Source organism: Actinoplanes lutulentus (assembly GCF_003259845.1).
GTDB lineage: Bacteria > Actinomycetota > Actinomycetes > Mycobacteriales > Micromonosporaceae > Actinoplanes > Actinoplanes lutulentus.
The window spans coordinates 1-22441 of the sequence record NZ_QLMJ01000008.1 but is presented as its reverse complement, the minus strand read 5'-3'; the positions used below and the strand labels follow the sequence as shown (position 1 = coordinate 22441).

Genomic DNA, 22441 nt, shown 5'->3' with positions numbered 1-22441 from the left:
GTGGTGCTCAGTTGGTTCGGGACTTCGCGAGCTTCTCGCCGGCGCGCACCGGCAGATGCAGGCGGTTCTGCGGGGGCGGCATCGGGCAGTTGTAGTGCTCGGAGAACCCGCACGGCGGCACGAAGGCGCGGTTGAAGTCGAGGACCACGTTTGTCTGGCCGGGCTCGCGGTCGACGAACAGGAACCGGCCGGCGCCATAGGTCTCGCCGCCGTTGGTGGGGTCGCCGAAGACCAGCAGCAACCGGCCGTCGTCGTCGAAGGCGCTCAGCGTGTAATCGCGTCCGTCGACGGTGAGGTGCAGGTCGCCGGGGACCGGCAGGTCACGGGTGAAGCCGGCGTCCTGCGCGTGCTGGAACGGCACCCGGCGGTCACCGGGCACGTCCGTGTACGTCGCGTCGAGCACCCAGGCCGGGTCATACGGGTAGGTGTCGATGCCCTCGAAGCTCTTGATCGCGGGCGAGGCGGCGTCCCAGAGGCGCACGCCGTGCTGGATCTCGCCGTTGAAGGGGTCGCGGCGCGACAGCCGGGTGGCGGTGACGCTGGCGGGCTGACCGGCGAGGGCGGCGTCCGGATCGTCGGCGCCCCATCGAGTCTCGATCAACGCGAGGTTGCCGGTCGCGGACGTGACCGCACGACGACGGTCCTCCTGCCACGCGGCATGCTGCTGAGCTGCTGTGTTCTGCGTCATGGTGCCCCACAGTTGATCTTGACTACGGCTGCCGTAACCCTACAACTCAAGTAGGAGTAACAGCCATGGTCACGGTGGTCACACTCGCTCGGGGAAGTTTTTGAAGTTCTCGCCAATCCGACCAATCCGCCGCTGGAGCAGCCCCGAATCGGAGGTGTCAGAACAAAAACCGAGAGGAACCACAATCATGCGTACGTACAAAATCGCTGCCGTTTCCGCCACTGTTCTCTTCTCCCTCGCGATGACGGCCTGCGGCAGCAGTGACAGCGACGCCGACGCGGCCCCGGCCGCGACCATGGCGCCCACGATGGCGGCGTCCAGCGCCCCGGCCATGACGAGCATGACCAATTTCGGCCCAGGCTGCGCCGCGGTCCCCACCGACCCGGCGAACGCGGGCAGCTTCCAGGCGATGGCCCAGGTGCCGGTCGCCACCGCCGCCTCCGGCAACCCGCTGCTCAGCACGCTGGTCTCCGCCGTGAAGCAGGCCGACCTGGTCGACTCGCTGAACACCGCCGAGGCGGTCACCGTCTTCGCACCCACCAACGATGCCTTCGGCAAGATCCCGGAGGCTGACCTGAAGAAGGTCCTTGCCGACAAGAAGACCCTGACCAGCGTCCTGACCTACCACGTCGTGCCGGGCAAGCTCACACCTGCCGACCTGGCCGGAACCCACAAGACCCTGGAAGGCGACGAGCTGACCGTCAGCGGCAGCGGCGAGGACTTCACCGTCGACGGCTCCGCGGCCGTGATCTGCGGCAACGTGCAGACCGCCAACGCCAACGTCTACATCATCGACTCCGTCCTGATGCCGAAGAGCTGATCCATCTCGGACTTCTAGCGGAGGGCACTGTCATGCGAGGAATCACGATGGGTGCGGCCAGCGGGATCCTCGCCGCGGCATTCGGGGTCGCGGCGGCGGAACTGCTCGCTGCCGCGACCCGGCCCCAGGCCGGGCCGCTTACCGCCGTCGGGGGCGCGCTCATCGACGCGGCGCCGACTCCGATCAAAGAATTCGCGGTACGCACATTCGGCACCCACGACAAGCCCATGCTCCTGGCCGGGATCGTGCTGGTCCTGGCGTTGCTCACCGCAGTGGTCGGCGTCCTGGCCGTGCGCTGGCGGGCAGCCGGGATCGCTGGCGCCGCGTTGCTCGGGGTGGTCGGCGCGACAGCAGCACTGACCCGCCCGGCGGCCACGGCGATCGACGCGGTGCCGGCCCTGATGGGAGCCGCTATTTCCGGCGTGGTCCTGTGGGTCCTGCTGCGATCCGGTTCTCCGTTTACCGTCGCGGACTCGCCCGGGACCGAATTCGATCGGCGTGCTTTTCTGCGGGCGGCCACGCTGTTCGCCGGCAGCACCGCTGCCGCTGCCGGCGGTGTTTACGGGGTGCGTCAGGTGCGCGGCAACGCGGCGAGCAGCAGCCGCTCGGCGGTGCGGCTCCCCGCGGCGGCCGACCCGGCGAAACCCTTCTCCGGCGGCGCCGGCTTCTATACGGCGACCGACACGTTCTATCGCGTCGACACGGCACTCACGATTCCCCGGATCAACCTGGACACCTGGCGTCTGCGGATCCACGGCATGGTCGACAACGAGATGGGCTTCTCCTTCGCCGAGCTCCTCGACCGCCCGCTGATCGAACGCGACATCACTCTCAACTGCGTCTCCAACGAGGTCGGCGGTCCTTATGCCGGGACGGCGCGCTGGCTGGGCGTACCCCTGGCCCCTCTGTTGCGGGAAGCCGGCGTCCGAGCCGGCGCCGATCAGGTTGTCGCCCGTTCGGTCGAGGGGATGACCATCGGCACCCCGATCGACCTGCTGCTCGACGGTCGCGACGCGATGCTGGTGGTCGGCATGAACGGCGAACCGCTGCCGCTGGTCAACGGCTTCCCGGTGCGGATGCTCACGCCGGGCCTGTACGGATATGCCGGCGCCTGCAAGTGGCTCACCGAACTCGAGGTGACCACGTTCGACGCCTTCGACGCGTACTGGGTGGAACGCGGCTGGGCCGCCCGCGGCCCGGTGAAGACGGCGTCCCGCATCGACCAGCCCAAACCGTTCGCTCAACTGGCGGCCGGAGCGGTGACCGTCGCCGGCGTGGCCTGGGCCCAGCAACGCGGCATCAGCAAAGTCGAGATCAACATCGACGGAGCGGGCTGGACCGAGGCGGAGCTGCTCCCGAGCCCGTCGATCGACACCTGGGTACAGTGGCGCTACCGCTGGTCAGCCCCGTCCGGCCCGCACTCTCTGTCGGTCCGCGCGACCGACCGCACCGGCCAGGTGCAGATCGCCGACCGGGCCACGCCCTACCCGGACGGCGCGACCGGCCTCCACACCATCTCGGTGACCGTCGCCTGAGCCGCCAGCGGTGGAACGGCGCGCTGAGGGTAAGCACCGATGGTGAGAATCCGAAGAATTGCCCGCATGAGTGCGGCAGAGGCCCGGGCGGCCATGGCGGCGCCCCGGCCGGATCAAGGATTCACCAGTCGCCGAGTCACCGTCGACGGCCTGAAACTGCACGTGCGATCCCGGACCGGCTCGCCGGAACCGGGCATTCCCTGGGTGCTGCTGCACGGACTCGCGGTGTCGCACCGGTACCTGATGCCGACCGCGCTGGCGCTGCCCGGCGACGTCCACGTGCCGGACCTGCCAGGATTCGGCCTGTCCCAGAGCCCGCGTGGCGCCTTCGACGTGATCGAGCACGCGACCGCGATGGCCGGCTGGATGGATGCCGAAGGTCTCTCCGGGGCGGTCCTGCTGGGCAACTCCTTCGGCTGCCAGGTCGCCGTCGAGCTGGCCGTCCGGCGTCCGGAGCTGGCCTGCGCCCTGGTCCTGGTCGGGCCGACCGTCGACCCGGACGCGCCGACCGCCGCGGGTCAGGCCTGGCGATGGGTACGCGACCTCGCCCACGAGGATCCGCGACAGGCCCAGATCATCGCCCGTGACGTCCGCGACGCCGGCGTGCCGCGAGTGCTACGGACGCTGCGGCACAGCACCCGGCATCCGATGGCACAGCGGCTTCCCCTGGTCGCAGCGCCGATCCTGGTCCTGCGCGGCGAACACGACCCGATCGCCCCGCCGAGCTGGATCGCGCGGGCCGCCGGGCTCGCCGCGACCGGCCGGAGCATGTCGCTGGCGCGCGCGGCTCACAACGCGGTGACCACGGCCGGCCCGGCACTGGCCGCCGAGGCCGTTGCGTTCGTGAATCACCGCGGCGTGGTCAGCAGGTGACGCCACCGGCTCTCGGTGTACCGGAACGGTGACGTCGACCCGAGAAAGCCCTGCAGAGCGGGCAGCAGCGTGCCGGCGTCGGTCTCGTGCGGATAGTGACCGGCGCCGTCGATCTCCAGCAGCTGCGGCGTGGTCAGCAGCTCGGCCACGGCCCGGTGGTGACGCGGCGGAATGGTCCGGTCGTCGCTGCCCCACGCGAGAAACACCGGCAGATCGGTGAGCTGCCGCAGATGCTGAATGGCGCTGACCGACTGTCCCCGCCAGTTGATGACGGTCCGTGCCGTCCGGATGAACGTGCGGCGCTGACCGGTGTGCGTGAGCCGGCGCAGCCCTTCGGCCACCGGGTACGCGTCAGGCCGGGCCAGAAATCCAGGCGCGACCGTCGACATCACCGACAATGCTCGCCGGGTGAACGGCTCCGGCATCAGTGCCAGCCCCGCCACCACGGTCTGCGCGCCGGGCAGGGTCGCGGCGCGCAGCATCGGGGTCAGTTGCGGTCCGAGGCCACCGCTGCTGATCAGGACGAGCCGTTCGGTGCGCTCCGGGAATTGATAGGCGAATTGCAGGGCGATACCGCCGCCGAGACTATGGCCGATCACGGTTGCCGAGGAATGCCCGAGAACGACGAGCAGATCCCGCAACGCCGCGGCGAGCGCCCCGAGCGAATAATCGCCGGCCGGGGCGTCCGAATCCCCATGGCCGGGCAGATCAGGCGCGATGACGGTGTGCGTCGCCGAGAGATCGTCGATGATCCGATTCCACGTCCGGCGAGTCCCTCCGAGTCCGTGGATCAGGAGCAGCGGCTCGCCGGAGCCGGCAACGGTGTACGCGATGACGCCGTCACCAGCCTGTGCATGCCCTTCGCGGCGCGCGCGAGGGCCGGTGGTGACGGGGGCAATGGGTGCTCGGGTGATGACACATCTCCAAATATCTGTAGTTGTCGATATTCGGCTACCCTGAGCGGAACCCCGCAAACCTGAAATAGGTGTCATCCGATTTCGGCCCGGCAGAGGTGAATTCCGAATCTGGCAGAGATCGACCGTTTGTGGGCGAAAAGCACGGGCATTTTCGAGGCATCAGGAATTGTTTCACGATCATTTCCCTCTCGAAAGGAATTGCCGTGATCACACAGAATGACATCGCCCGGCTCACCGGCGCCGACGTGTACGACACCGACGGCGACAAGGTCGGCTCGGTCGGCGAGGTCTACCTCGACGCCCAGGGCGGCGACCCCCAGTGGGTCACGGTCAGGACCGGGCTGTTCGGCACCAAGGAGACCTTCGTCCCGCTCCGGGCCGCGAGTTACTCCGGCGACCGGATCACCGTGTCGTACCCCAAGGGCAAGATCAAGGACGCACCGCGGATCGACGCCGACGGTGCGGTTTCGCCCGCCGAGGAGGCGGAGCTCTACACCTATTACGGACTGCGCGACGGCGACACCACCGCGGGCCGCCACGCCGCCGCCGGGTACGGGGCCAGCTACGACGACAGCTCCGCGGCCAGTGGCACGGCGCGCCTGCGCAAGTACGTGGTCACCGAGCAGCAGCCGGTCAGCGAGCCGGTCGCCCGCGAGGAGACCGCCGGTGATGAGGGCCGCGACCGCCGCTGATCAGACCTTGGCGACCTTGATCTCGCCGTGCCGGTGCTGGCGGACACCGGTGGCGACGCCGGCGATCAGCACCGCCGCGCAGAGTCCGACCAGCACGGCGGGCGCGAGATCGAGCACCATGATCACCGCGATGGCCGGGACACCGAGACCCGGCCAGATCAGGACAGCCCGGTACCGATGCGAGAGCACGCCCTGGATCAACGCGGCGCTGAGCAGATAGCCGGCCAGGCCCGCCCCGAGCACCCAGCGGGTGCCGGAACTGAGGTGGCCTTCCGCGCCGTGCACGATGGCGTGTTCCAGACCGACGGCCACCGCGGCGAGGCTGACCGCGACCGGCAGATGGGCGTACACGTAGAAGTCGTGTACGCCCTCGTGCGTCCGATCGCCCTCCTGCACGAGCCGGCGCTTCGCGGCGCCGCCGGACAGGTCGAAGTAGGACCACCACAGGGCGGCGGCCAGCAGGAACGCGGCGAGGGCGGTGCCCACCACACCGGCCGCCCACTTGCCGTCGTGCAGACCGTGCACGGTCGCGGCGATGGACTCACCGAGCAGCAGGATGACGAAGAGGCCGAACCGTTCCGGCAGGTGCTCCATGTGCAGCGGCGGTGCGTCCGGCAGCCGCGCTGCCACGGCCGGGCCGATCACGTCGACCAGCACCCCGACCGCCCAGAGGGCGTACCGGCCCGGAGCCGCCACCATCAGCGAGACCAGCCAGAAGCCGGCGCCGGCCGCGTGGCCGATCAGGTACGGCTTGATGCCCGACCGCGTTTCCGGCAGCGTCCGCCACACGCGCAGATAGCCGACGACCAGCGCGATCCGCAGGGTCACGTACCCGAGGGCGAACCACGCGCCGGCCGATCCGGTGACCTGATCGGCCGACGCGGCCATCACGATCACGCCGCCCATGCCGATCAGCGTGAGCAGCCGGAAGATCGCGTCGTCGGTGTCGAACCGGTTGGCGTACAGCGTGGCGCTGGCCCATGCCCACCAGCCGACCGCGAGCACTGCCGCGAACTTCAGCCCGCCGGCAGCCGTCTCGTCCTTGGCCAGCATGTTGGCGCAGCCGGCCACGAACAGCACGAACGCCAGGTCGAAGAAGAGCTCGAGCCGGGTCGCCGACCGATTCGTCTCGTGATTCTCATCCGGTTCGCGGACGAGTTCCCGCTCCTCCCGATCCTCGCGGTCAAGGCGTTCACGGTCCTCGGACGACGGTCCGGACGCGGTTTCAGACTCCTGCTCGGCTGGCACGGCACTGGGCTACCCCCGCGAGCCCGCCACCAACCGTGTGTCGAGTTGGGGCGCGTATCGAACCCGAAATCGACACACTGGCCGGGCCTGCGTGATCGTGGGCCTCGGTTCCGGACCCAGCCGGGTTGAATCCTGGAGCGGCGAGGACCCGGCGAGTCGGCGGTGGCGCCGGGGCTGTCGCACTACGGGGTGGTGCCTTTCTTCAGGGCGGTGAGGGGAGATCATGGTGGGCATCCGGCGGTGTCGCCGGAATCCAGCTGGGAGGACGTTTCGCCATGCCGTTCGCAGATCAGCTGATCAATGCTCGGGCCGCTGAGGGGTTGATCGGCGCTGTCCGCAGTGTGGTGCCGTCGGCGGGGCTCACGCATCTGGCCGAGGCCGGTCGCGGGCTGGACGGGCTGGCGCTGCGGGAGCGGGCCGACCTGCTGCGGGACGCCCTGCTCGCTGATCTGCCCGGGGACTACGCGCGGTTCGCCGAGATCGTCCGGGGCAGTGCGCCGCTGCTGACCGGCTGGATGGTCTGGCCGGTGACCAGCGCGGTCGCGGCGAAAGCCGTCGCTGACGGCGGCGAGGACGCCTTCGACGACGCGATGGCTCTGCTGGCGGAGCTGACCGGGCGGCTCACGGCGGAGTTCGCGATTCGTACGCTGCTGCGGCACGACCTGGACCGGGCCCTGCAGATCGTGCAGGGCTGGACCGCTTCCGATGACCTGGACGTGCGGCGGCTCGCCTCCGAGGGGACGCGGCCCTATCTGCCCTGGTCGATCCGGGTGCCCGAGGTGATCAGCCGGGCCGGGGTGACCGTGCCGATCCTGGACGCGCTGTATCGCGACGACAGCGAATACGTGCGGCGCTCGGTCGGCAACCACCTCAACGATCTGAGCCGCGACCAGCCTGAGCTCGTCGTGGAGACGGCGGGCCGGTGGCTGGCCGCGGCTGACGCGCATACGGCGTCGGTGGTGCGGCGCGGTCTGCGTACCCTCGTGAAGAAGGGCCACCCGGGAGCGTTAGCGACGCTCGGGTTTGCTCCTGCCACGATCGACGTCGAAGGACCGGTCCTGGAAGAGGCGACCGTGGCCGTCGGCGGGGTACTGGGCTTCTCGGTCGTGTTGCGCAACACGGGTACGGAGGCGGCGCGGATCGCGGTGGACTACGTGATCTACCACCGCAAGGCCGACGGGTCGCAGAGCGGGAAGACGTTCAAGCTGACCACCCGCACGCTGGAGCCGGGCGAGGAGCTGCGCGTCGTGCGGGAGCACTCGTTCCGGCCGATCACGACGCGGCGCTACTACGCCGGGCCGCACGGGGTGGCGTTGCAGGTGAACGGGGTGGTGTCGGCGCGCGCCGAGTTCGAGCTGACCGCGGGTTAAGCGGTGAGGGCTGCCGCGGCCTCGCGGTAGATGACGCTCGGGTCCTCGGACTGCCAGGCCTTCACCTGGCGGCTCCACGCGTCGGCGAGGACCTCGGGCCGGTCCTCCTCGATGCCGTCCAGGGCGGCCTTCACCACCACGTCCGGGGCGGTTTTGTCGCCTTCGTACCAGGCCATCATGTCGGTGTCGGCGGCGCCCAGGTGCAGGCCGGTCACCAGGGTTCGCTGTTTCGCCAGCTCCAGGCGGGCGGCGTTGGTCAGCGCCCACTCGGCAGCCTTCGCCGCGTGGTAGGCGCCGGCCCCGTCGTAGGCGAGCCAGGAGATCGCGGACAGGACGTTGAGGATCGCGCCGCCGGCCAGCTGGGGTGCGAACGCGCGGATCATGTTCAGCGTGCCGTAGAAGTGGGTGTCCATCTCGCTGCGGATCACCGCCAGGTCGCCGCTGATCAGGTTGGCGCCGGTCGAGATGCCGGCGTTGTTGATCAGGATCTGGACGTCGGTGGCCTCGGCCGCGGCGGCCGCCACCGACGCGGGGTCGGTGATGTCGAGGCGTAGCGGGATGACTCCGGGTACGTCGATGAGCTCCGGGCGGCGCGCGGTGGCGTAGACCTTGGCGGCGCCGCGGGCGAGAAGGGACTGGGCGAACTGCCGTCCGAGGCCGCGGTTCGCGCCGGTGACCAGGACGTTTGCTCCGTTGATCTGCATGGGAGCTACGCTAGAACCTGACGTTGACGTCAGAGGCAAGTTCTATGGTGGGGGTCACAGTGCGTATCGGTGAGTTGGCGGCAGAGGCCGGCGTCAGCGTGCGGGCGCTGCGCTACTACGAGGAGCAGGGCCTGATCACCGCCGGTCGCAGTGACAGCGGGCAGCGGCACTATCGGTCGCCCGCGATCGAGCGGGTGAAACTCATCCAGATGCTGTACGAGGCCGGACTGTCCAGCAAAACCATCGTCGAGCTGCTGCCCTGCGTCGAGGCGCAGGTCAACACGCCGGAGTCGCGGGCTCGGCTGGCCGCCGAGCGGGCGCGGATCGACGAGCAGATCGCCGGGTTGACGCGCACCCGGGACCGCCTGGACGCGGTGATCGAGCTGTCGGAGAACCCGGCGAGCGGCTGCGTCAAGATCTGACCGGAAAACCTCAGACCGGTGCGGGCCCCGCCGACAGTGCACCCGTGCAAACACTCGAGACCACGCCCTGGCAGCCCGGTCTCGCCGACATCGCCGAGGTCGACCGCCTGCTGAACCTCGTACGGACGCATCTCGGGGTTGACGTTGCTTTTGTCTCGGCGTTCGTCGCCGACCAGCAGATGATCTGTGCGGCGACCGGGGCGGTCGAGGCGATGCGCGTTCAGGTCGGGCAGGGCCGGGATCTCAAGGACTCGTACTGCGAGCGGGTCCTCTCCGGCGCGCTTCCCGGTGTCGTCAACGACGCCCGCCGGCATCCGGTGGCCCGCGACCTCGCCTCCACCCGTGACCTGCGGATCGGCTCCTACGTCGGCGTGCCGTGGCGCGGGCCGGACGGCGACGTCGCGGGCATGCTGTGCTGCATCAGCCGGTATCCCGATCCGTCGCTCGACGACCAGTCGGTGCGGTACATGGGCCTGATCGCGGACGTGATCAGTGACCACATGAGCAGCCCGGTCGCGCAGGAACGGCATGCCGCGGCGGTGGCGCGCAGGACCGTACAAAATGTTCTTGATCGTGAATCGGTCCGGATGGTTTTTCAGCCGGTGGTCAGGCTGCGTGATCGTGAGACGGTGGGTTTCGAGGCGCTGGCGCGGTTCGATCCGGAGGTGTTCGCGCGGCCGGACATCGCGTTCGCGGAGGCGGCGCGATGCGGACTCGGCGTGGCCCTGGAGCTGCTGGCGCTGCGTCAGGCGGTGCGCCGGCTGCCCGATCTGCCGGACGGCACGTGGCTGGCGGTGAACCTATCCGCCGAGGCGCTGCTCGACGCCGAGGTCCGCGACACCCTTCTGGCGCATGCCGGCACCGGGCTCACCGTGGAGATCACCGAGCACGCCCAGGTGGAGAACTACGACTTGCTGACCGGCGCGCTGGACTCGCTGCGCCGGGCCGGGATCCGGCTGAGCATCGACGATGCGGGGGCGGGGTACGCGAGTCTGCATCATGTGCTCAAGCTGCGGCCCGACATCATCAAGCTGGACATCAGCCTGGTCCGTGACGTCGACACCGACATCGTGAAGATCGCGCTGGCCCGGTCGTTGAACGACTTCGCCGTCCGGATCGGCGCGACCCTGATCGCCGAGGGTGTGGAGTCCCCATCGGAGAGCGCCCGGCTCGCCGAGATCGGTGTGGACTGCGCCCAGGGCTATCACTTCGCGCGGCCCGCGGAGTTGCCTGTCACGCCTTCGGCGGCCTGACGGCGGCTGAGCATCCTGACCAGTGCCGCCGAGATGCGGTCGGCGTGGTGGGCGGCCTGGGCGGGGCGGACTGACAACGCCCACCCCGCCATTGCCGCTAATAGGTCAACGTTCCCCGCAGCAGGCTTCGCCCCGAATGCGTGGCGTCGCCGTCGTGCGGCTCGTCGCTGACATCGACAAGCCGATACCGATTCAGATCAGTCCCGGGCGGCACCGGCAGCACCACGTCGGCCGCGTCCGGCAGCGTGCCGAGAGCCACCATCTTCGTGACATCGTCCGGATCGATCAGCCACACCTCGTGGAAACCGGTGGTCAGCGGCAGGTTCCGTACATCGATGCGCATCACCCCGTCGGAGAGCACCCGCACACTCCCACCTGCGGCTGCGTTCACCGCCGGCAGCGGACTCAGCGTCGCCCGCGCGGTCACCTGTTCGGCCGCCGGCCGGTCCAGCAACCGCGTCACGGTCACCGTCCCCGCCACCGCAAGCACTGCGGCTGCCGCCGCAGCCAGGACCGGCTTGAGCCAGGCGGCCCGCTTCCGCCTTTCAACCCCCTGCGGTACGCGTAAAGCACTGTCCGAAACCGACCGCAGTGGCCGTGTCGAAGCAACGGTGACCTCGGCCTCGATTGCCCGCCAGACCCGTTCCGGCGGGGCCGGCAGATCACGCATCCCCTGAACCTCGGCGCCGATCTCGGCGACGTCGCGCAACGCGTCCAGTTCGTACCGGCAGCCGGCGCACTGAGCCAGATGATCCGACTCGTCGAGGTCGAACTGCTCCTCAGAGAGCGCGAGAAGGACCAGCCGATCGGGATCCAGATGCTGCACCGTCCACCTCCCAACGACGTCGCAGGACAGCCATTCCACGGCGGATATGACTCTTGACCGTACCGAGAGGCAATCCGGTGACGGCGGCTATCTGTGGGTGGGTGAGATCGTCGAAGAACGCCAGCTCCAGGGTTCGCCGCTGCTCGTCCGGCAGCCGGCCCAGCTCGTCGGCGACCACGAGCCGGTCGACGACCCGCTCCGGGGTTTCCTTGTCGTCGGGCGGGGCGAGCTGTGCGCGTACCGTCTCGGTCACTCGCTCGTCGCGCGCGGCGGAGCGCAAGCGATCGACGGCCTTGCGCCGTGCGATACCGAGCAGCCAGCCCAGCATCGTGCCACGCTGCGGATCGAACGTGTCCCGGCCCGCCCACGCCGCCACGAACGTCACCTGGGTGACGTCCTCGGCATCGGCCCGGTTGCCCAGCATCCGCTGGGCGAGGTAGAGCACGGCTGATCCATGTCGGTCATAGGCCGTCCGTAAAGCCTTCTCGTCGCCGTCGCGTAACCGTTCGGCGAGCTCGTCGTCGGAGCCCATCGACCTCCCTTCCGCACAGAGGTTCTCCCAGTGGTTCGTTCGGCGGACCCCGGCTGGATGCACCGGATTGCCGTTGTTCCGGGTTTTCTCCAGGTTTTCTCCGGCTTTTCTCTGGGCGCATCCAAATGGGGCTGTCGCGGCGAAGGACTGGACAACACCCAACCATGTGTTCGAGGGAGTCCCGATGCGCATCCTTCACCTTCGCCGTGCGGCCGCAACCGGAGCGGTCGTCCTGATCGCTCTCGGCACGGCCGCCACACCAGCGTTCGCGTTCGCCGGACGGGCAAATGCGAAAGTCTCGGTGGTGCACGGCATTCCGGGGCAGCCGGTGGACGTCTACGTCAACGGCGAGAAGACGATCGAAGGCTTCGAGCCGGGCAAGGTCGCCGGTCCGCTCAGTCTCGCGGCCGGTCAGTACGACATCGCGCTCACCAAACCCGGTGACGCCATCGGCGACGCGCTGCTCACCGTCAACGACGCCGACGTGCCGGGTGACGCGAACATCAGCCTGGTGGCGCACCTCGGTGAGGACGGCAAGCCGGTGCTGACGCCGTTCGTCAACGACACCGCCAAGCTGGCGGCGGGTAAGGCTCGGCTGATCGTGCGGCACACCGCGGCGGCGCCGGCGGTTGATGTCCGGGCGGCCGGTTCGCCGGTGTTCGAGGGGCTGACCAACCCTAAGGAGGCCAAGGCCGATGTGGACGCCGGTTCGATCTCCGCGGACGTGGTGCTGGCCGGGACCGACACCCGAGTCCTGGGGCCCGCCGACCTCGACCTGAAGGAGGGGACCGCGACGATCGTGTACGCGGTGGGTTCGGCCGAGGCGAAGACCCTCGACATCGTGGCGCAGACGATCAGCGGGCTGCACTCGGCGCCGGGCGGAGTGCCCAGTGGCGACGGCGGGCAGGCCGACCAGGGGGTCGCGCTGCCGTGGTACGGCGTCGGAGCGGCCGGGATTCTGCTGATGATGGCCGGACTGGCGCGGTTCGCTCGCGGGCGCCGGGTCGTTGCCGGCCGTTGATGAGTATCAGTGGGCACGGGGGCGCGTCCCGGTTCCGGCCGGGGCGTGCCCTGCTCATCGTGGCTGCCGGGGTGATTCTGGTGGCGGTGGTCGCCGTCGTGATGCTGCGGTCGCGGCCGGCCGCTGATTTCGGGGCGCCGCCGATATCCGCCTCGGTTGCTTCGGCCTCGGTTGCTTCGGCCTCGGTTGCTTCGGCCTCGGTCGGTTCCGCCTCGCAGGGGCCGTCGGGCTCGGTGGGCGTACCCATCAATGACGGCCTTGACCTGGCAGTTGCCGCGGCTGAGGCACCCAGCCGGCTACGCATCCCGGCGCTCGGGGTGGACGCTGCTGTCGAGGCCGTAGGCATCGACGCGCGGAGCGGGGACTTCGCGGTGCCGGCGGATGTGGGGCGGGTCGGGTGGTACCGGTTCGGGCCGGGGTTCGAGGCGGTCGCCGGGTCGATCGTGGTGGCCGGGCATGTGGATGCCGCTGACCAGGGCAAAGGGGTGTTCTTCCGGCTCGGTTCGCTCAAAGCCGGCGATGTCGTCACGCTGACCGGTCTCGGTGGTGTGACCAGGGACTTCGAGGTGGTGGCGCGCGAGCGGTACCGGAAGGTGGCTGTTCCGCTGGAGCAGTATTTCGCCCGGGACGGTTCGGTGCGGCTCACGTTGATCACGTGTGGCGGGACCTTCGACGCGAAGACGCGGCACTACCGCGACAACGTGGTCATCACGGCCCGGTGATGTAGGCGCCGGCCCGGGCCGCTGCCTGGATGCGGCCAGTGACCGCATCGCGCCGTACCCCTACTTCCCCTACCAGCGACAAGAGGGGTTCGCGAAACTCAATCCAGGGTCCTTCTCTCACTCTCGGTGAGAGCTTTGTGCGTACGCAAGGAAGGGCTGGAGTGGCGCGGAGAGCGCGCCCACTAGGTTGGGGTAGTGACGGTTTCGAGGTGGCGGGCTCTGGTCGCGCCGTTCGTGGTGCTGGTGGCCGCTCTGCTGGTGGGGCCCGGTGTGGGGCCTGGTGTGGCACGCGCTGATGCGCCGCTGCGGCTGGAGATGCAGGTGATCGACCGGGCTGATGCCGTCGACAACCGTGCCCCGATCGACGACGCGCTCGCGGAGTTGCAGCGGGAGACCGGGATTCAGCTGTGGGTGGTGTTCGTCGAGTCGTTCGACGGGGTGCCGGCGCAGCAGTGGACCGACGAGACCGCGCAGCTCAGCGATCTGGGTGACCGGGACGCGCTGCTGGCGGTGGCGACCGTTGACCGTTCCTACGCCTATTCGTTTCCGGACGACTCGCGGCTGAGCGACAGCGAGCTGGCGGACGTGGCGCGCGACGACATCGAGCCCGCGCTCGCGCAGGGGGACTGGGCCGGTGCGGTGGTTGCCGGTGCGGCCGGTTTCCAGGACGCCGCGAAGGGTGGGGGCGGGCTTGTCTGGGCGGTGCTGTTCATCGCGTTGATTCTGGTGGGCGCGCTGGTGTGGGTGATGCTGCGGCGGCGAGGCCGCCGGGTGGAGCCGGCTCCGGTAGAGGTTGCCGGACCCAGCCTGGACGAGCTCGCCACCCGGGCCAACGCCCTGCTCATCGAGCTCGACGATGATCTGCGGGCCAGCGAGCGGGAGGGTTCGCTGGCCAGCGCGCAGTACGGCCCTGCTGCCACCGGGCGGTTCCAGGAGGCCTTGGCGTTCGCGCGGGAGAACGTGGCCGAGGCCTTCCGGTTGCGGATGACCTTGGAGGAGGAGCCCGCGCCGGGCGCGGCAGTGCGACGGTCCACTTTGGTACGGATCATCGAACTCTGTGAGGCCGCCGATGCTCGTCTCGACGCCGAGTCGGAGGCGTTCGACCAGCTCCGGGACCTCGAAGGGCGGGCCGGGGAGGTCGCTGAGTCGCTTTCACGGCAGCGTGACGTGGTGGAAGCGGGGCTGGCTGAGGCGGGCCGGGTCGTCGGGGAGCTGGGGGAGCGGTACAGCGGGGACTCAGTCAGCGGCGTTGCCGGAAATGTGGGGCAGGCGCGGGAGCGGTTGACGTTCGCGGGGGAGGCGCTGGGCCGGGCGCGGGAGGCCTTGGCGGGGTCTTCTTCAGGTTCTGTTCCGGCGGGGCCTGCTCAGGCCGCTCTCGCTGTGCGGGCCGCGGAGCAGGCCATTGACCAGGCGGAGCAACTCGTCGCCGCGGTGAACAAGGCGGCAGTTGATCTGCCGGCCGCTCGGGCCGCCGCTGACGCGTTGATCGCCGAGATCACGGCGGAGATCGCGGCCGGCCGGGCGGCGATGGCCGGTGTTTCTCCTGGCGGGCTTGCGGCCGCGGTCGCCGGTGGTGAGCAGGCTCTGGCGGAGGCCCGGGCGGGATTGAGCGCGGCGCGGCCCGACCCGGTAGTGGTCGTGGCTCGCCTTCAAGCCGCCGACGCCGTGCTGGACGCCGCCCTCGCCGCAGCCGTCGACCAGGCGGAACGGGACGCCCGGGTCCGGGCCGTGCTCGCGCAGACCCTGCCGCTCGCTCGCGCTGAGATCGCTGCCGCCAACGACTTCATCGGTACGCGTCGCGGAGCGGTCGGCCCGGACGCTCGTGTCCGGCTGTCCGAGGCGCTGCGGCATCTGGCGCTGGCCGAACAGCTGGCCGTCACGGACGCGCACGCCGCTGCGCAGGAGGTAGCGCAGGCCCGCCAACTGGCCGCAGCGGCGGGGCATGCCGCCCAGGCGGATGTGAACAGCTGGAGCAGCGGCGGCGGTCGCGGCGGAGGTGTCGACGCCGGGCAGATCGCCGGCGCGGTGCTCGGCGGAATCCTCTCCGGCGCGATGCGGTCCGGTGGCGGGAGCCGTGGCGGTTTCGGACATGGCGGGTTCGGGGGGAGCGGGTCGAGGGCTCGCCGAACCGGAGGCGGTGGTGGCGGCGGAGGTGGTCGTCGTGGGGGCGGCGGGCGCTTCTAGACCAAAGCCGGGCGGGCGCTCCCAGGCCTAAGTCTTTTCGGCCCACACCCACTGCGGGTGTCACTACACCCGCAGTGGGTGTGACGCTCAGGACGACTGGTCCCCGGACGGATCATCCCGATCGGCCCGATCGGCCGCGGAGAACATCCGTTCCTCGTCCAGTGCCGCCGTCTGCACCACCAGCACGTCGCAGATGGCGTTCTTCACCACCGCAGCCGGCACCGATCCGAGCAACTGCCCGTGACTGGCACCCAGCCCGCGGTTCCCGACAACGATCAGATTGGCCGGATCAGCCCCGACCGCATCCAGCAAAGCCTGCGCCGGATCGCCGGCAACCAGCCGCTGATCGATATAACGGGCCCGTTCCTTGGTCAAGCCGGTGACCGACTTGGACAAGGCATCGCGAGCCACGTCAACGCCGTACAGATCCTGATGTGCCCCAGGCTCGGTAGGAGCGGACGACCCTTCCCGATAAGCAGTGACGACAACCAGCCGAGCCTGCGCCGCCTGCGCCACCTCGGCCGCCCGGTCAACGGCATAAAGACTGGTGGGAGTCCCGTCCGACCCGACGACAACCCGGTCATAAACCGTGATGCTGCGTTTGCTGCCCAACGGCACGATCGGCGACTCGTCAGCCTCGTCAGGCGGATTCACCCACAGCATCGCAATGGCGCCGATGCCCAGCAGAACCCCGGCCAGCAGAATCGCATTACTGCCCTTGCCGTCGAGCAGATGCTCGAAGATCCAGCCGAAAGTCACCGTCTGGATCAGCATCGGGACGACGATCATCATGTTCAGGATGCCCATGTAGACCCCGGTGCGCTTGGCCGGGACCATGCTGGCCACCATCAGGTACGGCACACCGACGGCGCTGGCCCAGAACACACCGAGTCCGATCATCGGAATGAGCGCGACGTACTGATTGTCGATCCGCGCCAGCCACACCAGCGACAACGCGGCCATTCCCAGCGCCACGGCATGCACCCGTTTCGCGCCGATCCGCCGGGCGAAACCGACCAGGAACAGCGCGGAGACCATGGTGACGAAGTTGTAGGAGGCGTTCTGGAGTCCACTCCAGCCGATCGCCTCTTCCCAGGCCGGCCCGCCCTCCTGAGGCGTGGTGCCGAAAACTGTCTCGCCGAGGCTCACCGCCACGAACTGCCAGTAGATGAACATGGCGTACCACTGGAAAAGGAACACCACGCCGATCTTGTGCATCGCGACGGGCATGACGCGTACCGCGTCCGCGATCTCGCGGATCGCATGATGGAGCCCTTTCGGTGCGGCCCGCATTTCCGCGAGGTCCGCGTCCGAAGGAACCAATTCTTGGGTACGCGCCATCGCGGTCAGCACGGTCAGCAGAATGCAGAACGTGCCGATCATGAAGCACACGTACATCCAGTAGGGAATACCGTTGCCAGCGGTCTTCTGGAGCGGCTCGACCTTTTCGAGCAGGAACAGCGACAGGTTCGCCAGGACCGCGCCCGCCCCGGTGAACATGCTCTGGGTCAGGAAGCCGCGCGCCAGCTGTGATTTCGGAAGCCGGTCGGAGATGAACGCCCGGTACGGCTCCATCGACGTGTTGTTGCCGGCGTCGAGCAACCAGAAGCAGACCACGGCCAGCCACAGGATGCCGACGAACGGGAACAGGAACAGGATCACCGCGCAGAGCAGCGCCCCGGCCGTGATGAACGGGCGGCGCCGGCCCCACCGCGGATGCCAGGTCCGGTCGCTGATCGCGCCGATCAGCGGCTGGATGATCAGACCGGTGACCGGACCGGCCAGGTTCAGGATCGGCAACTGCTCGGGTGAGGCACCGATGAGCAGGAACAGCGGGTTCACCGCGGACTGGGTGAGGCCGAAGCTGAACTGAACCCCGAAGAACCCGAGGTTCATCATCAGCAGGGCGGGACCCGACATGAGCGGCTTGCGCTCGGCGTCTGTCGTGACGGTGGCGGTAAGCGTGGTGGTCATACGGGAGACCCCCTTGTTGGCCGTCAGACCATTGAGCGGAAGCTATGCCCGCTGTAACACGCTCGCAACTTGACGTGACGACAAGCGCTGATCCGTGCGAAACGCCGGGGATGGCGGCCGGCCAAGATCTGGACGAGGCTGAGAGGGGAGGAGAGGGGACGACGGTGAGTGATTGGCGAAGCATCGTGGTCGGCGTCGACGGTTCACCCGGCAGCCGCAAGGCGCTGAACTGGGCCGCTTCCGAGGCAGCGGCCCACCGCACCGAACTGATCGTGATCAACGTGTGGGAGCACACGCTGCTGCCCCCGGCCGGCAGCGTCAGCGTCTCCGAGCGGTTCGTGCCGGACGAGAGCCAGCGCACCACCGACGAACTGCTCCAGGTCATCAAGGACGAACTCGGCGAACAGCCGCCGGTGCTGGTCCAGCCGATGGTCAAGCAGGGCAGCCCGGCGAAAGTGCTGATCGAGGAGTCCGCCGGCGCGGAACTCCTGGTGGTCGGCCAGCGCGGCCACGGCGGCTTCGCGGGCCTGGTGCTGGGCTCGGTCAGCCAGCACGTCTCCGCGTACGCCAAATGCACCGTCACCGTGGTCCGCTGACAGCTACCGCTTCAGCCATTCCAGGGCGTAATCCGCGACCCCGCGCCACCCCGAGTCCACGGTCAGTGAGTGGCCGCGGTCCGGGAACTGCTTCAGGTCGGTGGTCGCGGCCGTGTCGCCGTACAGCTTGTAGGCCGCGCGGGTCACCACGTCCGGAACGGTGTGGTCCTGCTGCCCGGAGATCAGCAGCAACGGGCCGCGCGTGGTGTTGCCGGTGTTCACCGCGGCCGCCGAGTCCTTCTGGAAATTGGCGAGGGCACCTTCGAACAACGGCCGGCCCGGCGACGGAATGGTCCACTTCTCGAACAGTTCGTCCGACTCGGCGGCCGGAATCGCGTTGCCGAACCCGTACCGGAATTGCGGAAGGGTGAGTGAGACGGCCTTGCGCCGGTTCGCGGGGTTGGAGAGGACCGGGAATGCTGAGCGGAGCTGCGCGAACGGCAGCGGTTTGACACCCTTGATCTGCGCCGGGTCGATCGCGATGCCGGCCGCGCCGAGGCCGAGTCCGAGCAGTTTCTGGGTGATCAGCCCGCCGAACGAATGGCCGATGATGACCGGCGGAGTGGGCAGGCCGCGGATGATGGCGGCGTAATGGTTGGTCACGTCGTCGATGCCGAATCCGGCGACCGCTTCCGGGTTGCTGCGGGCAGCGGCGACGGTTTCCGGCTCGCCGGGCCAGCCGGGCGCGATCGGGTCGTAACCGCGCTCGGCGAAAAGGTCGCTCCACGGCTGCCATGAGGACGCGTGCAGCCAGAGACCGTGGATGAAAACGACGGGGGTGGTCATCGTGAAGCTCCTCTTTGTCGATCGGCGTTCGCCGATGACAAAAGCATCGCTCGACAGTCATGACCTTGAAATCAGTCGTTCGACCTAACCCGGTGACTCAGTCATCGAGCGCGTCCCGCAGGGCGGCCCGGGAGGTGATCCCCAGCTTCGGGAAAATCCGGTACAGATGGGCGCCGACCGTCCGCGGCGACAGGAACAACTGCGCGCCGATCTGCTTGTTGCTGAGCCCGGTCGCGGCGAGTTCGGCGATGAGCCGTTCCTGCGTGGTGAGCTGCTGATGGTCCGGCTTTCCCGAATGAGATCCCGACCCTAGCTCGCGCCTCGCCCGCTCCGCCCAGCGGTGCGCGCCGAGCCGCTCGAACGTCTCCGCCGCATCGTTCAGCGCCACCCGCGCCTCGCTGATCATTTTCTGCCGTCGCAGCCACGCACCCTCGGCCAGCCGGATCCGCGCCCGCTCGAACGGGAAGTCCAGCCCGCCCGGCAACTCCGCCGCGGCCGCGAACGCCGCCTGGGAAGGATCGGTCATCGCCTCCGCTCCGGCCACGAGCAAGGCCAGGCGCGGCGAGACCTCCGCGAACCCCTCCCGCTTCGCGGCGATCACATGGGTACGCGCAATGCCATCCCGCCCCGTGTGCAGCGCCGCCTCGACGAGATCCAACAGCGTTCGCGACGAGTGCTGAACGTACGGCGGGAAGGTCCCGGGGCTGGTGATGCCGATCGCGTACGTCCAGGCGGTCTCGTAGTCACCGCTGCTCAACGCGGCCAGCAGCCCGATCTCCTCGGCGAACTGGATCAGGAATCCGACCCGCCGGGGCCGCGCCCACGCGTCGACGACGGCCTGGAGCTCGGCGGCCCGCGCGCTGTCACCCCGCTGGGCGGCGACGATGCCGAGGAACACCCGGAACTGGTGGCCGAACAGGTCGTACCCGTGCTCCTCGGTGAGCGCGAGACCCTGCTCGCCGACGCGTACCGCCTCGTCCCATCGTCCGGCGGCGATGTCGTCGAACATCACCAACTGCAGGATCGTCATCAGCGACGACGCCGCGCCGGAGTCCCGTTCCCGCTCGGCGGTCCGCCGCAGATAGGGCCGGAAGTCCGCGAGGGTGTCGACCCAGAACGCCGCGACACCCAGCCGCATGAGATCCCAGGGCTCGGCAAAATCGGTCACCGCCTCCCGAAGACGGTCTGTCAGGCCGGCGCCTCTGCGGACCACGTCACTCCAGGCGTCCCGGCACAGCAGGGTCGTCGGCGGCAGACGGTCCTGAACCTTCTCGGTCACCTCGTCGGTGATCATCCACGCCGCCGGGTCGCCGGCGAACAGGCTGAGCGCCAGCAACAGATTGACCAGCCGGGTCAGCATCACATCGTCGAGCTCCGCGTGCCGGGCACGGACAACCCCGGCGACCACACCGTGCATCGCCACGTCACCGTGGCGATAGAGCGCGATGTACGCGGCCGTCAGCACCGCATCCGGCGACGACACCCGGCCGCCGGCCTGATCAGCAGCGGCCACCAGGATCTCGGCGCGCTCCAGCAGACCGGCCTGCCCGGCGACATAGGCGGCGTCGGCGAGCAGCCGGGCACGCTCCTTGGGCCGTGGATGCAGCTCGGCGGCGCGGGTCAGCCACTGCACGGCTGTGGTCGCACCACCTCGGCGTACCGCTGACCGCGCGGCACGCTCCAGCTCACCGGCGATCTCCGGATCCGGGTCGACGGCCGCGGCGGCCCGGTGCGCAGCACGTCGTTCCAGGTCGGCGGCGTACAACCCGGCGAGGACCGCGTGCGCGGCCCGGCGTTCGTTCGGTGACGCCGTCTGTACGACCGCGGAGGCGACCAGGGGATGACGGAAGGCCGGCTCGGCGTCCAGGAGCAGGCCGGCGGCCTGTGCCGCGGTCGTCATCTCCGGTATGTAGTGCGGACCGTGAGCCTGCTGCCTGCCGGCGCCGTCGAGAGCCATCAACAGCAGCTCACGGCGTTCCGCGTCGGGCAGCGCCCGGATCCGATCAGCGAAGACCTTCTCCAACCGGCGGGGCAGAGACAGCGTCCCAGGGTCGGCGCCCGGCCCGTTCCCGGGTAGCTCGACCAGGGCCAGAGGGATGCCGTCGGCGTACTCCAGAGTCTGCCTCCGGGTATCCGCGCTCAGCCCGGGGTATCGGTTGTCGAGCAGCTCGGCGGCATCCTCCGGCGACAGCGGCGCGACGGCGAGCTCGTTGAACCCGGCGTCGTCGAACCCCGACGGGTCCGTGTCACGAACCGCCACCACCACCCGGATCGGCAGGTCGTCGAGGCGCCGCGCTACAAACGCGCACACCCGCACACTCGGCACGTCGAACCACTGCCCGTCATCAACGATCAACAGCAGCGGCGTCCGGGCACCCGCCACCGACAGCAGATCCAGCACCGCCACACCCAGGGCCATCACCGACGGCGCCCGCTCCGGAATCCCACCCAGCACCGCGGTCAGCGTCGCCCGATGCGCCGGTTCCATCTCCGACGCCTGCCCGAGAAGCGGATGCAGCAGCTGATGCAGCCCGGCATAGGCAAAATCGGTCTCCGCCTGCACTCCCGCCGCGCGCAACACCCGCGCGTTGTTAGCCCGGGCGTCGGTGGCAAGAGCGTCGAGCAGCGCGCTCTTCCCGACTCCCGCAGGCCCACGCAAGATCAAAGACCCATCAAGCCCCTTGAGTACGCCCAGCTCATGCGCCCGTCCGACCAGGGAATTCGACTGCTCGCGTGCCACGCCGGCTCCTTAGGCTTTTCGCGTCCTGATCATTGTGACTCAGGTCGCCGGACCCCGATTTGGCAGCGTGCGGAGGGCCGGGTAATGTTTTCCGAGCCGCCAGGGAGACGGGCGAGCGAACGGGACCCGCAAGGGGCCCGGAGCGGCCGTCCTGGAGGAACCCTTCGAAATGGTCACGGTGCTTCATCGTGTACAGTTCCGGAGGTTGCTCGAACGGTTTCTCGCATTCTTCAGATTCGCTGAAAACGCGGATTTGACGGGGCGGAAAACGAGAGAGTAAAGTTGAACGAGTGCCCCGGGGAACGGGCCGCCGAAACGGTGGTTCTTTCGATGGTGTGCGGTTGTTCTTTGAGAACTCAACAGGGTGCTTGATAAGCCAGTGCCATTTATGGCATTACCCCGGCCTGTCCTTTGGGATGGGTAGGGAAATTCCTTTGGCAACTTTTTTGTTGCCGGGACGCTTTTCCAAAGATTTTGTTGGAGAGTTTGATCCTGGCTCAGGACGAACGCTGGCGGCGTGCTTAACACATGCAAGTCG

20 protein-coding genes and 1 rRNA gene are annotated in these 22441 nt (G+C 69.0%); 12 read left to right on the top strand and 9 right to left on the bottom strand.

Annotated features, from left to right (window positions below):
- Positions 1-7: 7 nt before the first annotated feature.
- Positions 8-688 carry a DUF1684 domain-containing protein gene (locus B0I29_RS18520; protein WP_111650275.1) on the bottom strand — a complete coding sequence of 227 codons (681 nt, stop codon included), beginning with the start codon at positions 686-688 and terminating at the stop codon, positions 8-10.
- A gap of 187 nt (positions 689-875) precedes the next feature.
- Here B0I29_RS18520 and B0I29_RS18515 point away from each other — a divergent pair, with 187 nt between their 5' ends.
- From B0I29_RS18515 to B0I29_RS18505, 3 genes are all read left to right on the top strand, one after another.
- Positions 876-1508 (top strand): fasciclin domain-containing protein, encoded by a 633-nt coding sequence (locus B0I29_RS18515; protein WP_111650274.1) that lies wholly within the window; start codon positions 876-878, stop codon positions 1506-1508.
- A 32-nt stretch (positions 1509-1540) separates the two neighbouring features.
- A complete protein-coding gene (locus B0I29_RS18510; RefSeq protein WP_111650273.1) occupies positions 1541-3043 on the top strand; it encodes a molybdopterin-dependent oxidoreductase in 1503 nt (500 codons plus the stop codon).
- A gap of 66 nt (positions 3044-3109) precedes the next feature.
- Positions 3110-3916, top strand: coding sequence for an alpha/beta fold hydrolase (locus B0I29_RS18505; protein WP_111650272.1), 807 nt, complete (start codon positions 3110-3112; stop codon positions 3914-3916).
- Here B0I29_RS18505 and B0I29_RS18500 read toward each other — a convergent pair.
- Positions 3892-4908 (bottom strand): alpha/beta fold hydrolase, encoded by a 1017-nt coding sequence (locus B0I29_RS18500; RefSeq protein ID WP_111650271.1) that lies wholly within the window; start codon positions 4906-4908, stop codon positions 3892-3894. The two genes, B0I29_RS18505 and B0I29_RS18500, sit on opposite strands and share 25 nt — an antisense overlap.
- 128 nt (positions 4909-5036) lie before the next feature.
- Between B0I29_RS18500 and B0I29_RS18495 the strand changes: the two genes are divergently transcribed.
- Positions 5037-5525 (top strand): PRC-barrel domain-containing protein, encoded by a 489-nt coding sequence (locus B0I29_RS18495; RefSeq protein WP_111650270.1) that lies wholly within the window; start codon positions 5037-5039, stop codon positions 5523-5525.
- Here the strand turns inward: B0I29_RS18495 and B0I29_RS18490 are convergent, their stop codons facing one another.
- Entirely contained in the window at positions 5526-6773 is a 1248-nt protein-coding gene (locus B0I29_RS18490; RefSeq protein WP_111650269.1) for a low temperature requirement protein A, read from the bottom strand.
- A gap of 275 nt (positions 6774-7048) precedes the next feature.
- Between B0I29_RS18490 and B0I29_RS18485 the strand changes: the two genes are divergently transcribed.
- A complete protein-coding gene (locus B0I29_RS18485) occupies positions 7049-8143 on the top strand; it encodes a DNA alkylation repair protein (protein WP_111650268.1) in 1095 nt (364 codons plus the stop codon).
- On the opposite strand, the gene B0I29_RS18480 is transcribed toward B0I29_RS18485, so the two are convergent.
- Positions 8140-8847 carry an SDR family oxidoreductase gene (locus B0I29_RS18480; RefSeq protein WP_111650267.1) on the bottom strand — a complete coding sequence of 236 codons (708 nt, stop codon included), beginning with the start codon at positions 8845-8847 and terminating at the stop codon, positions 8140-8142. The genes B0I29_RS18485 and B0I29_RS18480 overlap by 4 nt on opposite strands.
- Positions 8848-8906: 59 nt before the next feature.
- Here B0I29_RS18480 and B0I29_RS18475 point away from each other — a divergent pair, with 59 nt between their 5' ends.
- Both B0I29_RS18475 and B0I29_RS18470 read left to right on the top strand, forming a co-directional pair.
- Entirely contained in the window at positions 8907-9269 is a 363-nt protein-coding gene (locus tag B0I29_RS18475) for a MerR family transcriptional regulator (RefSeq protein ID WP_111650266.1), read from the top strand.
- Positions 9270-9313: 44 nt separating this feature from the next.
- The gene (locus B0I29_RS18470; RefSeq protein WP_245972607.1) at positions 9314-10522 is read left to right on the top strand and encodes a sensor domain-containing phosphodiesterase; all 1209 of its coding nucleotides are present in this window, start codon (positions 9314-9316) and stop codon (positions 10520-10522) included.
- Positions 10523-10619: 97 nt separating this feature from the next.
- Here the strand turns inward: B0I29_RS18470 and B0I29_RS18465 are convergent, their stop codons facing one another.
- Complete coding sequence (locus tag B0I29_RS18465) at positions 10620-11348, bottom strand: anti-sigma factor (RefSeq protein ID WP_111650265.1); 729 nt, start codon at positions 11346-11348, stop codon at positions 10620-10622.
- Complete coding sequence (locus tag B0I29_RS18460; protein ID WP_111650264.1) at positions 11302-11880, bottom strand: RNA polymerase sigma factor; 579 nt, start codon at positions 11878-11880, stop codon at positions 11302-11304. Before B0I29_RS18460 ends, B0I29_RS18465 begins: the two co-directional genes overlap by 47 nt.
- A gap of 184 nt (positions 11881-12064) precedes the next feature.
- Here B0I29_RS18460 and B0I29_RS18455 point away from each other — a divergent pair, with 184 nt between their 5' ends.
- The 3 genes from B0I29_RS18455 (at position 12065) to B0I29_RS47450 (ending at position 15807) form a co-directional block, all read left to right on the top strand.
- Positions 12065-12901 (top strand): DUF4397 domain-containing protein, encoded by an 837-nt coding sequence (locus B0I29_RS18455; protein ID WP_111650529.1) that lies wholly within the window; start codon positions 12065-12067, stop codon positions 12899-12901.
- A complete protein-coding gene (locus B0I29_RS18450) occupies positions 12901-13623 on the top strand; it encodes a class F sortase (RefSeq protein WP_111650263.1) in 723 nt (240 codons plus the stop codon). Before B0I29_RS18455 ends, B0I29_RS18450 begins: the two co-directional genes overlap by 1 nt.
- A gap of 195 nt (positions 13624-13818) precedes the next feature.
- Positions 13819-15807 (top strand): TPM domain-containing protein, encoded by a 1989-nt coding sequence (locus B0I29_RS47450; RefSeq protein WP_111650261.1) that lies wholly within the window; start codon positions 13819-13821, stop codon positions 15805-15807.
- A gap of 87 nt (positions 15808-15894) precedes the next feature.
- On the opposite strand, the gene B0I29_RS18435 is transcribed toward B0I29_RS47450, so the two are convergent.
- Positions 15895-17781 (bottom strand): MFS transporter, encoded by a 1887-nt coding sequence (locus B0I29_RS18435; RefSeq protein WP_111650260.1) that lies wholly within the window; start codon positions 17779-17781, stop codon positions 15895-15897.
- Between the two features lie 164 nt (positions 17782-17945).
- On the opposite strand from B0I29_RS18435, the gene B0I29_RS18430 reads away from it, so the two are divergent.
- Positions 17946-18377 carry a universal stress protein gene (locus B0I29_RS18430; RefSeq protein WP_181557862.1) on the top strand — a complete coding sequence of 144 codons (432 nt, stop codon included), beginning with the start codon at positions 17946-17948 and terminating at the stop codon, positions 18375-18377.
- 3 nt (positions 18378-18380) lie between these two features.
- On the opposite strand, the gene B0I29_RS18425 is transcribed toward B0I29_RS18430, so the two are convergent.
- Both B0I29_RS18425 and B0I29_RS18420 read right to left on the bottom strand, forming a co-directional pair.
- A complete protein-coding gene (locus B0I29_RS18425; protein ID WP_111650258.1) occupies positions 18381-19163 on the bottom strand; it encodes an alpha/beta hydrolase in 783 nt (260 codons plus the stop codon).
- 97 nt (positions 19164-19260) lie between these two features.
- A complete protein-coding gene (locus B0I29_RS18420) occupies positions 19261-21903 on the bottom strand; it encodes an ATP-binding protein (RefSeq protein ID WP_220091340.1) in 2643 nt (880 codons plus the stop codon).
- 474 nt (positions 21904-22377) lie between these two features.
- Here B0I29_RS18420 and B0I29_RS18415 point away from each other — a divergent pair.
- A 16S ribosomal RNA gene (locus tag B0I29_RS18415) occupies positions 22378-22441 on the top strand; the annotation flags it as partial.